Here is a 10954-nt window from a genome sequence, read left to right on the forward strand (position 1 = left end):
GTCTACCTCCTTCGTCCGGAATCGCACCGCCCCAATCATCGTCAGAGCGACCCGTGCACTCATCTCGCAATGACCATGGAATGCGCACCGCGTGCGACCGGGACGGAATGCTCCGTCTTGATCAGCTGCGTGTTGCCCGGATCGAGCGGGTCGGTCTGGATGCGCCAGAAGTCAATGCTCGATCCCGCGCGGCGATCGTCGAAATGGTCGTAATTCGCCACTGCAAGGTAGGTGCCGGAGTTATCGAACACGGCCGCTTCAGGCAGAATACCATCATAAGTGAAGGTGCCGACTTCGGTCAGATCACCCGTCTCTTGATCCAACGCGGCGAGCGTGACCGAAGAGTACCAAGTGATGCGGGCATCATCGTACGGCAAGTAGCTTCGCTCGAGGTTGGTCGTGGCGACCCACCTGCCATCCGGCGATACGGCAAGACCTTCGGGCGAAACCCCGGTCATCACCCGGTCGACCAAAGCGTGACGCACCGTGCCGTCATCGCGGGTCTCCGCATTCATGCGTACGGTCAAGACCTGCCCACGAGGTGCTTCGATCCAAATGCCTGCGATGTCCGGGCCCCAATAGAGAGCGTTCGTCACGGCGTGATTGCCATCCGGCGTGAACAGGACGCGGTATGGTGCGCGATCGATCTCGACAACGTTGCCGTAAGGTTCGACCTCCAGGTTTTCCGTGATACGAGCAAACTGCATAGTGTTGGCGAACTGGTTGATCCAAACCATGATCTCGCCGTCCGGATGCCAGTCCATATCCATGATGTTGTCTTCGCCGAGTGCGTACCCTTCGATCGTTGGAGAGACTGGCTCGGCAAGCGTCCCATCCTCGCCAATCCGGAAGATTTGCATTGGCGTTTCACCGCCAGATCCGCCGTCAATTGAGTAGGAAACGGCGACAAGAGTACCGGTTGGGTTCACTTCGACAGCGATCGGACGCTGGCCAACAGTCAACGTCTGCAATACCTCGGGATCAGATGGATCGGCAAGGCTGACCACGGTCAGCGTCGAGCCAATGGACTTGTCGCCAAAGCTTTGCTCGGCGTCGTTGTCAGGACGCGGCGTGAAGGTTTCGACGACAAATGCAAATTGACCATCCGGAGTGATTTCGACCGCGGCGGGTGGTCCAGCCACCGAGTTTGATGCAAAGATCTCCGCCGCCTCCCAAGCGCGCGGATCACCATCCAACGGGATCACAGCAAGTGTATCAGCGCCCTCACGCGGGCCCAGCATCCCGTTGACGTAGGCAGAGGACACCATGTCGGCATCTTGAACAGAAACGAGGAACCTCCCTTCGAATTCAAGCTGCCCACGGGCGTCGCGTGACCCGGCTTGTTGCGCGAAGGAGGGGGCCGTCAGTGCCGTCGATACGGCCAATATGGTGAGTTGGGTCTTCAAATTGATCTCCTTTCATGACGAGGGTGCATCGCTTGATCCGAGCAGTTCCCGACATAAGATTGATCAATGAAGGCGGCTTACCATGCAGTGAGCCGATAAGTTTGATAAACTGGAGTTATCAAAGGTGTTTGCCCTCACCGACTATGAAAGCGTTATCGCAATCGCGGAGGAGGCGCACTTCGGCCGCGCAGCACGGCGTCTGAACGTGACGCAACCCGCTTTGTCATCACGATTGCGGCGGATTGAGGAAGAACTTGGAGTGCGCCTCTTTGAACGGGATCGCGGTGGGGTCAGCGTCACTCCCGCGGGCGAGCAGTTTGTCGAGGGGGCGGAACGTGTCATCACCACCGCCGAAGAAACGACGCAATCGGCTCGAAATGCACAGGCTGGGTTGGGCCAGACTCTCCGCATCGGTATGACCCAAGTCGCCGCATATCAGATTGTAATTCCTACGCTCATCGCATTCCGTGCACATCACCCGCACGCACGCGTCAAGCTCTATGAAGGGACGACGGCTGGCCTCGAAAAGAGGCTGGAACAGGGGATGATCGATGCCGCCTTCTTGCACCCGCCACTTCACGCGCCAGACCTGTCCGAGACCTTCCTTCTTTCGACACCCATGGCGCTGTTTGATGGCAACCCTGACCCCATGAACCGCAAACCCATGGTCGCTTATCCCCGCTCCGAAGCCCCTGTGCTGATGGGGGCATTGGCCCGTCAAGCAAATGAAGGAAGTGGCGAATACCCGGCAGCGGAAGCAGACACGATGCTGGGGGCTATCATATTGTCGCGCGCCGGCTTCGGGCCTTTCGCAGCCACCGAGGATTACCCGACACCATTCGAAAAGTCAGAGCACTGCTTGGCATCTACCGATACCGGCCTCAAGCTTGAAACGTCGATTGCCCGACGTCTTCTCGACCGCAGGCCCATGATCGCAACGCTGATAAAATCGGCTGTAAGCGCAGCGGGGTAGGAGGCGGATGATACACCACATTCTCTTTGTCGGTGATAGTCTCCACATGCCTTTTCACGCGCGTTCATCACGCAATATCCGAGCAGAGTGACACGTCATGTGCGAGGTGATCAATCAGCGCGCGCACTCGGGTGGTTAAACGGCGGTTCTGAGGAAACAAAGCGGCGACCACGAAGGGTGTCACGCGGCACCCGGCAAAAAGCTCGACCAACTCCCCTGATTTCAAGGCTTCGGCAACGGTGTAGGCCGGACAGCGCGCAATCGCGATGTCATTTGCGGCTAACCGTGCCGAGGCGGCTGGCGCGTTGGTGCGAAACCGACCTTGGACATGTACTGCCAGTTCCTGGCTGTCCACATTGAAGCGCCAGACCGTCGGGTCCGTCATGTTGCCGTCCAGAATGCACTGATGAGTCTCCAACGCCAACGGATGAGATGGCGTCCCATTTCGTTTCAGATAAGCCGGTGATGCGCAGACCACCAAAGGCATTGGACCAAGTTGGCGGGCCTTGAGTGAGCTGTCGCGCATTGGGCCAATGCGGATCGCGAGATCGAGACCCTCCTCGATAACGGACACCCGCCGGTCTGAAAGCCGAAGATCAATCTCGACCTCTGGATGCTGAGCCGCGAAATCAGCAAGAGAACGCGCAAGCCGTACCGAGCCAAACCCGGTTGGCGCCGAGATATGAATAACACCGCGCAAAGCCGACTGTTGGTTTCGGACAGTTTCCTCCAGTTCGTCGAACCCATCTAGAAGCGGTTCACACATGGCCAGATACGTGGCACCCGCATCCGTCAGGGACACACTGCGTGTGGTTCTGTTCAACAGTTGCACGCCAAGCGCGTCCTCCAAATCCGCAACGTATTTGCTCACCAGCCGTGCGGACCGCCCCATGCGCTGCGCGCCGACTGTGAAAGAAGCATTCCTTGCAACAAGCGCGAAGGCCCGCATGCGGTCGATCTTGTCCATGACAGATTGCGCCTCTTGAGGGCTTAAACATTCCCATTTTGTGACGATTATCATCAAATCGCGCAAGCAGTATCTGTGTCTTCAAATCAATTAATCAAAGTAGGAGCCGATACATGCCAAACGTCATTCGCATTCACCACTTTCCAAAATCGGGCCACGCACATCGCACTTTGGTCTTCGCCAAGATCGCAGGTATTGCCCACGAGGCTGTCTTCGTCGATCTCGCTGCTGGTGAACACAAAACACCCGCATTCCTTGCCATGAACCCAAATGGACAGGTGCCTGTGCTGGAAGACGGCGCGACAATCGTTTCGGATTCAAACGCTATTTTGGTGTACCTCGCTCGAAAGTATGCGCCCGACTGGATGCCAAGCGATGTGGAGGGCGAAGCCAATGTTCAAAGATGGCTGACGCTTGCTGCCGGCGAGATTGCCTTTGGCTCTTGCGCGGCTCGGCTCATCACAGTGTTTGGCGCGCCGCTGGATGCGGAGTTCGCTGCCGCTACCGCTGCCAAAGCCATGCAGAAACTGGAAGATGGTCTGAGCGGTCGTGATTGGCTTGTTGGTGATCGACCAACGATCGCTGACGTGGCCACATATTCTTACACGGCCCACGCACCCGAAGGAAATGTTTCATTGGAGCCTTACCCGAATGTCCGTGCCTGGATTGCCCGGTTCGAGGCATTGGACGGTTTTGAAGCGATGCCAGCCACCGAAATTGGTCTCGCGTCCTAACTCCGCAACGCTCGGAGGCCCGTCAGCCTCTGGGCATGCCCACAAGACTGAACTGGACAAGCATATGTCAGCTGAAGCACCACGTTACCCATTGCCGCCATTCACGCGAGAGACAGCGATTGAAAAAGTGCGCCTAGCCGAAGACGGCTGGAATAGACGAGATCCGTCCAAAGTCGCATTGGCCTATACGCCGGACAGCAAGTGGCGCAACCGCGCCGAGTTCCCTGAGGGTCGCACCCAGATCAAAGAGTTCCTGACCCGCAAGTGGGCCAAGGAACTGGAGTACCGACTGATCAAGGAGCTCTGGGCATACGAAAGCAACCGCATCGCGGTCCGCTATGCCTATGAGTACCACGATGACAGCGGCAACTGGTTCCGCGCCTATGGCAATGAGAATTGGGAGTTCGACGACAACGGCTATATGGCGTGCCGTTTCGCCAGCATCAATGAACACCCGATCCAGGAAGAGGAACGCAAGTTCCGCTGGTCATTGGGGCGGCGTCCCGATGATCACCCAGGCCTGAGCGATCTGGGCCTTTGAGCAAAAAGGACAAATCGATGTTTTATGCAGACAACCCATTTCATTCAGGCGAACTGGCAGCGCAAGAACGCGCAGGCGTCAACGGGCTGGCCGCACGCGTGGCACCTTTCATTCGTGACTTCATGCCGGATCAACACCGCGCGTTCTATCAGGCTCAGCCCTTTCTGGTTGCTGCTTCCGGCGATGCACAAGGGCGTGTCTGGACGACCGTCATTGAAGGCGAAAATGGATTTATAAGTTCGCCGGATTCACGCACGTTGTCGCTTGCAACAACGATTGATCCGCAAGATCCACTCAGCGAGGCCATTTTGGACGGCGCGGACATTGGCGTGGTGGGCATCGAGCTGGCGACCCGTCGCCGCAATCGCTTCAGCGGCAGAACACGTCGAACCAAGGAGGGGTTCGCGATCGAGATTCGTCAGACATTCGGGAATTGTCCGAAGTACATAAACGAGCGGGAATGGTGGCGGGTCGATACCTCAGCGCATGAAGCTATAGCATCTGACGAACTCACTCCCGAACAGATGACGCTCATAGCATCTGCGGATACTCTGTTCGTCGGATCCGGTCGGAACGGGTCGCAAAACGCCGTTTCCGATGGCTATGACGCCTCACACCGCGGCGGTGAGCCAGGGTTTGTCCAAGTGGCCGGTCCGACCCGACTGCGCATCCCGGACTACTCGGGCAACAATTTCTTCAACACAATTGGGAACCTACTCGAAGACCCGCGGATCGGGCTGCTTTTTGTCGACTTCGCAAATGGCGGACTTTTGCATGTATCCGGGCGAGCCACCATCGACTGGACCCCAGAGGAGGCGCGCGATCCAAACAACCTGCGTGTTATTGATGTGGAAATTGATGCCGTTATTGATAGGCCCGCAGCGCTCTCCTTACGCTGGACAGCCGAGCCAGTGGCAACGACCAAGCTCGCCGTGACGGACAAGGTGGTGGAAGCCGAGGGCATTGTATCGTTCCATCTTGCATCCGCGAACGGAGAAGCGCTGGCGCCTTTTCGTGCGGGTCAACACCTGCCAATTACGCTCGATATTCCGGACCAGAGTACGAAGGTGCAGCGGACATACTCGCTGTCCGGTTCAGCGGCGGACTCTCACTACCGGATCAGCGTCAAGCGTCAACCTGGTGGTGTCGGCTCTCACTTTCTCCATGACGACGTGCGCGTCGGTGACGTGATAGAGGCCAAACCGCCTTCTGGTGATTTTGTGATCCCCGACGATGATACGCCCTTGGTTCTCGTCAGTGCAGGTGTCGGCCTGACTCCGATGCTTGCCATGCTTTATGAAGCCTCGGCAAGCAATAGTCACAGGTCGGTTTGGTATGTTCACGGCGCTCGAAACGGGCGCGCCTATGCGCTCGGTGATGAGGTAGATCAACTGGTTGCGTCAAATCCCAACTCGACACGGAAAATCTTCTTCAGTGCGCCGGAAGGCACCGATCATCTGGGCAAAACCTTCGACGTCCAAGGCCGGATTACGGCCGCAGATCTCTTGTCGCTTAGAGCGGGATCGGACGCACACTATATGCTTTGCGGGCCGCTGGATTTCATGACTGGACTGAAAAACGGTTTGGAGGCAGGCGGTGTCCCGGCCGACCAGATCAAATTTGAAACCTTCGGAGCGTAGTTTGGTTGTCCGCAATGCCGACTGTGAATGCGGCATCTGCGACGACGCTTGCTGTCATCATGGGGAAGGGGGCGTGTATCTGATTTGGTTCGGTGTTCAGATGATCCGATGCGCCAAGCCAGATGAAACTGCGGCGCGAGGACAACACAAGCTAAATTCACTGAAAACCCCTTGATTTCAAGGGTTTCTCACATCTGCTGCAAATCCGAAGGCCGTTGTCTTTTTCGCGGCCCTCTTCCTACAGTTCGCCACTGTAGATACACCTTTCTGGCCTCAATTCCTGATCATGTCCGCGAGGTACATCGTTGTGGACGGGCTATTTCCGTCTGTCTACAAACTAGAGTCAACATGTATTGTTGAAACACTAACGGTCAGTGCACGAGTATGTGTTGAACGCATCGGCGGCGGCTCTGCTCCTCGGGCTGAAGTTAACTTCGCGCCATTGAATAGAAGAGCCCACATTCGTCTTTGATGGACCGCGGCGCAGCAGAAATGATTGGCGTCGGGCGCCCGGAATGGGCCGTCAAGCGAAGCACTTAGAAACGAAACGTCCAAAAAGCTCCGTCTTGGAGGATGATCGTCCTTCGGGTGGATACACAAACCAAATTGGTGCTTCCGCTTGCCAAAGTGATCCCGGCGCAACTTCCACAAGCGCGCCCGCATCAAGTTCTGCTTGCACGGCCAATCGAGACTTGATGGACAAACCAAGGCCCTGAGTTACAGCACCCGTCAATGTATCAGAGTTTGAAACGAGCACACTGGCCTGAACGGTTGCGTCCTGCCGCTGTCTCTTTGCGTTGGTAAAAGACAACCGTGTTTGCCAAGGCAGACAGACCCACGGTAGTTCAAGAGCGTCTTGCCACGTTTCTGGGGTGCCTTGGCGAGACAGAAAGCCGGGCGAAGCACAAACAATGCGGTCGTTGTCGCACAGCTTGCGCGCGACCAGAGCACTGTCCGTGAGCTTGCCAACGCGAATGGCGCAGTCTTGCCCCTCTCCGGACAGCGACACAAAGCGATCGACTGCAAGAAACTCGATCCGAAGTTGAGGATGCGCTCGCTGAAAATCGGGCAAGGCGGGCAAAATGAACCGGGACAAAATCCAGGGCGACATCGTGACACGCATCAGTCCTCGCAATTCAGCTGCCCCGCTTCCCGCGTCGCGTTCAGCTTGTGCGAGATCCGCAAGGATTGCTTCGATGCGCTCAAGGAAGATCCGCCCTTCATCTGACAGCTTCAAGGCTCGGCTGTTCCGGTGAAACAGAGTGAGCTTAAGGGCAGCTTCAAGCTTGCCAAGCCGGTGGCTGGCCGTCGCTGGAGAGATGCCAACACGCCGTGCGCCAGCCGTGACGCCTTCGGCTTCTGCAATGGCGACAAAGGTCTTCAAGTCATCGATAGAGTACATTCGAATTCTTCAAATGGTGGTTTCTAATTTCAACATCTTTCCACGACTTTTTCATTCGCGCTACTGCGATGTCAACAAATGGAGGAGATGTCATGAAACGCCTTTTGTCTGCCGTCAGTACGATTGCTGTATTGGCCAGCCCCGTTTTGGCCGCGGGATTGGAAACCTACCTTGAATTCCCAAAGGATATGCCTCCCGGCAATCTGGCGATTGGGCCGGACGGGCGCATGTTCATGTCCGTTCATGAATTTTATGGCCCGGAACTGCGGGTGGTTGAAGTCATGCCCGACGGCAGCACCAAGCCTTATCCGACCGATGACTGGGCCCGCGCACCACTGGAGGACGGCGACGGCTTGCAAGGCGTTCTGGGTTTGCGCGCTGACCGCACTGGCGTGCTTTGGATGCTCGACGGCCAGGGCGACGGTCAGACTGGGCGTGTCGTTGGGTGGAACACCAATTCCGAAGAGTTGCATGCGATCTACTATGTTGGTCAGCCGGCAGCACGCCCAACTTCTTTCCTGAACGACCTTGCGGTCGATCTGGAAAACAATGCCATCTATATCTCGGACACTGGCGACGGCTCCAACTCCGCCATCATCGTGATCGACATGGAAACCGGACGTGCCCGCCGCGTGCTCGAAGGCAGTGCGTTTACCGTGCCTGAGGACACGCCGATGATCATCGATGACCGCGAGATCCTGTTGGGCGGCAATCCCGCCAAAATCGGCATAAATCCCATCACCATCGACCCTACAAACACATGGGTTTACTTCGCGCCGATGACGGCTGCGTCGATGTATCGGGTGCGCACAACGGATCTTTTGGATGACAGTCTGAGTGACGAAAAACTGGCCGCCAAGGTCGAACGCTACGGCGACAAGGTGATTTCGGATGGCTCGACTGTGGACGCGGATGGGAATGTCTACATCACCGCGATGACGGACAACGCGATTGGTGTGACCAAATCTGACGGTACCTATGAGGTGCTTTATCAATCTGACGAAGACCTGCCTTGGCCCGACGGGTTTTCGATGGGTGTGGACGGTTTTGTCTATGCGACGATCAACGAACTCCACCGCTCACCGGTTTTGAACGGCGGTGAGGACGCATCGCTCGGCACCTACCGGATCGTGCGGTTTCCGGCCCTCGGCACTGCCGTGAGCGGGAGGTAGCGCGATGCTCTATCGTTTGGACTTCACTGTTGAATACGATGCCACCATGCAACAACAGGGTCTCCTTGGCGTTTGGGCCGAGGAAGCCGAGGCCGCCCTTGGTGCCAAATCCGCGGGCGTCGTAAAAGATCTCTGGAAAGTGGTCGGCGAACGCAAAGTGCTTGCCATCGTCGATGTCGAAACACCTGACGCGCTGGACCAGATCCTGTTCGATCTGCCGATCATGCAGAAGATGGGGCATCACGTGCAGGTCGATGTGAAGTCACTGCGGCGCTACGAGGATTTCGCAACCGACGTCAAAGACCGCATTGGCCGTTAACGCAAAGGCATCTTCGATGACAAAAATGGTTCATTCCTGCATCCGCGTTTTTGACGACGAGAGATCCATCGCCTGGTACAAGGACGCCTTCGATATGGACATTGTCAGCCAACTTGATTTCGACAGTTTTCGCCTGACCTATCTGGCGACGGCGGCCACCGATTTTGAGCTTGAACTGACGCTCAACAAAGCACGGAAAGACCCATATGACCTGGGCGACGGCTATGGGCACCTCGCCTTTGTTGTGGACGATGTCGACGCCCATCATGCGTCCTTGTCCTCAAAGGGTGTCGATATTGGTGACCTCGTCGACTTCGCCCCGGGGGGTGACCTGGTTGCGCGGTTCTTTTTCGCAACCGACCCCGATGGCTACAAGGTCGAAGTCCTTCAGAAGGGCGGGCGTTTTCACTAAAGGCCCGCTCGCTAAACACCACCTAAATCCAAGGAAAGACATATGCTGCTCCCACGCCAAAAGACACCCGACCTGACCTTGCCGACTCTCGATGACGGCACGTTTGACCTTGCCACTGAAGCCTCCGAACGGGGCACTGTTATCTGCTTTTACAGAGGGCTTCATTGCCCGATCTGCGCCAGTTACCTAACCGAACTCAACAAGCGCGTATCCGACTTTGCCGAGCGCGGCGTTGGCGTCATCGCCATCAGTAGCGACGGCGAAGAGCGTACTCGTGCCATGTCTAACAAAATCGAGAATGACGGCATGCGCTTTGCCTACGACCTACCGTTGCCCAAGGCGCGTGAATGGGGGCTCTATATCTCGACTTCGCGCGGCAAAACGTCAATTGGTATCGAAGAGCCGGCGCTCTTTTCGGAACCAGGCCTGTTCATGGTGACGCCCGAGCGAACCCTTTACTATGGTTCGGTACAGACCATGCCGTTCGTACGACCGCATTTTTCAGAGCTGGTTAGTACACTGGATTTTGCAATTGCGAATGACTATCCGGCGCGAGGAGAGTACGTCGGGGCTGTTTGAAGGATCACTTTCACATTCCTCATTTTGATCGAGTTTCACCGACAATTGTGAACGTCCGCTGTGACGAAGCTGCAGCGCGGCAAAGAAGTCCAAAACCAGTGACTGCAAAGGGCCGCGTCCGTCTATGGTCGCTCAGTTGCCTCTTCCCAACCGTTAAGAAGCGTGGTTCGCCGCCCGGGGTATTTTTGCCCAAGTGCTTTTAGCTCTTCCACTCTCTCCATCTTAAAATGCCGGTAGTCTTCCTTCGTCTCGCACCAGCCGACAAGGTACCTCGTCCGATCCAGAAACGCGATCAACAGAGGCCAGACAATCCTATCCGTCGTGCTACCGTCACGATCAGTGTAGATAAGTTGAAGCCGATATTTTTGTCGGATTGCGTGGCGCAACAGGGCGCTGTCAAACCGTTCGAATACAGTGGCGCGGGTCTGAATAGGTTTCGTACTGCCGTCCAAGACAACGGGGCAGAGCTCCGTTGGGATGGCAGAGGAAAGCTTCGAGACCAGATCACGGGCGGCGCGGGCCAATGATGGATCGGCCTCCGAAGCTACCCAGGCGGCACCAAGGGCCGCAGCCTCTAATTCGTCCGCTGTCAGCATCAGTGGCGGCATGTCGTACCCGTCATCAAGCACATACCCGACGCCAGCTTCGCCCGTGATCGGAATGCGTTGAGCATGGAGCTCTGCCATGTCGCGATAAAGCGTGCTGAGTGAGATTTCCAATTCATCTGCTAACTCCCGTCCTGTGATCGGCGACCGGGTAGATCGCAGTATTTGGATAATCTGGAACAGGCGTTCGGTGCGACGCATTTT

The 10954-nt window shown here is 56.6% G+C and carries 12 protein-coding genes; 8 read left to right on the forward strand and 4 right to left on the reverse strand.

What is annotated here, in order from left to right:
• Positions 1-59 precede the first annotated feature (59 nt).
• Positions 60-1406 carry a lactonase family protein gene (locus tag AC6RA8_RS05065; RefSeq protein WP_500351036.1) on the reverse strand — a complete coding sequence of 449 codons (1347 nt, stop codon included), beginning with the start codon at positions 1404-1406 and terminating at the stop codon, positions 60-62.
• A 124-nt stretch (positions 1407-1530) separates the two neighbouring features.
• On the opposite strand from AC6RA8_RS05065, the gene AC6RA8_RS05070 reads away from it, so the two are divergent.
• Positions 1531-2379 carry a LysR family transcriptional regulator gene (locus AC6RA8_RS05070; RefSeq protein ID WP_500351037.1) on the forward strand — a complete coding sequence of 283 codons (849 nt, stop codon included), beginning with the start codon at positions 1531-1533 and terminating at the stop codon, positions 2377-2379.
• A gap of 67 nt (positions 2380-2446) precedes the next feature.
• On the opposite strand, the gene AC6RA8_RS05075 is transcribed toward AC6RA8_RS05070, so the two are convergent.
• A complete protein-coding gene (locus tag AC6RA8_RS05075) occupies positions 2447-3346 on the reverse strand; it encodes a LysR family transcriptional regulator (RefSeq protein WP_500351038.1) in 900 nt (299 codons plus the stop codon).
• 113 nt (positions 3347-3459) lie between these two features.
• On the opposite strand from AC6RA8_RS05075, the gene AC6RA8_RS05080 reads away from it, so the two are divergent.
• The 3 genes from AC6RA8_RS05080 (at position 3460) to AC6RA8_RS05090 (ending at position 6261) form a co-directional block, all read left to right on the forward strand.
• Complete coding sequence (locus AC6RA8_RS05080; protein ID WP_500351039.1) at positions 3460-4080, forward strand: glutathione S-transferase family protein; 621 nt, start codon at positions 3460-3462, stop codon at positions 4078-4080.
• A 64-nt stretch (positions 4081-4144) separates the two neighbouring features.
• Entirely contained in the window at positions 4145-4621 is a 477-nt protein-coding gene (locus tag AC6RA8_RS05085; protein WP_500351040.1) for a nuclear transport factor 2 family protein, read from the forward strand.
• A gap of 17 nt (positions 4622-4638) precedes the next feature.
• On the forward strand, positions 4639-6261 hold the full coding sequence (locus AC6RA8_RS05090) for an FAD-binding oxidoreductase (protein WP_500351041.1): 1623 nt from the start codon (positions 4639-4641) through the stop codon (positions 6259-6261).
• Positions 6262-6784: 523 nt separating this feature from the next.
• Here the strand turns inward: AC6RA8_RS05090 and AC6RA8_RS05095 are convergent.
• Positions 6785-7663, reverse strand: a complete 879-nt coding sequence (locus AC6RA8_RS05095; RefSeq protein ID WP_500351042.1) for a LysR family transcriptional regulator — start codon at positions 7661-7663, stop codon at positions 6785-6787.
• A 92-nt stretch (positions 7664-7755) separates the two neighbouring features.
• On the opposite strand from AC6RA8_RS05095, the gene AC6RA8_RS05100 reads away from it, so the two are divergent.
• The 4 genes from AC6RA8_RS05100 to AC6RA8_RS05115 are packed head-to-tail and all read left to right on the forward strand — an operon-like array spanning position 7756 to position 10145.
• Positions 7756-8835 carry an L-dopachrome tautomerase-related protein gene (locus AC6RA8_RS05100; protein WP_500351043.1) on the forward strand — a complete coding sequence of 360 codons (1080 nt, stop codon included), beginning with the start codon at positions 7756-7758 and terminating at the stop codon, positions 8833-8835.
• A 4-nt stretch (positions 8836-8839) separates the two neighbouring features.
• Positions 8840-9154, forward strand: coding sequence for a muconolactone Delta-isomerase family protein (locus AC6RA8_RS05105; RefSeq protein WP_500351044.1), 315 nt, complete (start codon positions 8840-8842; stop codon positions 9152-9154).
• Positions 9155-9170: 16 nt separating this feature from the next.
• Positions 9171-9566 (forward strand): VOC family protein, encoded by a 396-nt coding sequence (locus tag AC6RA8_RS05110; protein ID WP_500351045.1) that lies wholly within the window; start codon positions 9171-9173, stop codon positions 9564-9566.
• A gap of 42 nt (positions 9567-9608) precedes the next feature.
• A complete protein-coding gene (locus AC6RA8_RS05115) occupies positions 9609-10145 on the forward strand; it encodes a peroxiredoxin-like family protein (protein ID WP_500351046.1) in 537 nt (178 codons plus the stop codon).
• Positions 10146-10267: 122 nt separating this feature from the next.
• Here AC6RA8_RS05115 and AC6RA8_RS05120 read toward each other — a convergent pair.
• On the reverse strand, positions 10268-10954 hold a 687-nt coding region (locus AC6RA8_RS05120; RefSeq protein WP_500351047.1), incomplete at its 5' end, for a helix-turn-helix transcriptional regulator.

The organism is Tateyamaria sp. (genome assembly GCF_059783535.1).

Bases quoted from the DNA above. Each gene is read 5' to 3' on its own strand.
- AC6RA8_RS05075 (WP_500351038.1), bottom strand. From the start codon at position 3,346: ATGGACAAGATCGACCGCATGCGGGCCTTCGCGCTTGTTGCAAGGAAT.
- AC6RA8_RS05080 (WP_500351039.1), top strand. From the start codon at position 3,460: ATGCCAAACGTCATTCGCATTCACCACTTTCCAAAATCGGGCCACGCA.
- AC6RA8_RS05085 (WP_500351040.1), top strand. From the start codon at position 4,145: ATGTCAGCTGAAGCACCACGTTACCCATTGCCGCCATTCACGCGAGAG.
- AC6RA8_RS05090 (WP_500351041.1), top strand. From the start codon at position 4,639: ATGTTTTATGCAGACAACCCATTTCATTCAGGCGAACTGGCAGCGCAA.
- AC6RA8_RS05095 (WP_500351042.1), bottom strand. From the start codon at position 7,663: ATGTACTCTATCGATGACTTGAAGACCTTTGTCGCCATTGCAGAAGCC.
- AC6RA8_RS05100 (WP_500351043.1), top strand. From the start codon at position 7,756: ATGAAACGCCTTTTGTCTGCCGTCAGTACGATTGCTGTATTGGCCAGC.
- AC6RA8_RS05105 (WP_500351044.1), top strand. From the start codon at position 8,840: ATGCTCTATCGTTTGGACTTCACTGTTGAATACGATGCCACCATGCAA.
- AC6RA8_RS05110 (WP_500351045.1), top strand. From the start codon at position 9,171: ATGACAAAAATGGTTCATTCCTGCATCCGCGTTTTTGACGACGAGAGA.
- AC6RA8_RS05115 (WP_500351046.1), top strand. From the start codon at position 9,609: ATGCTGCTCCCACGCCAAAAGACACCCGACCTGACCTTGCCGACTCTC.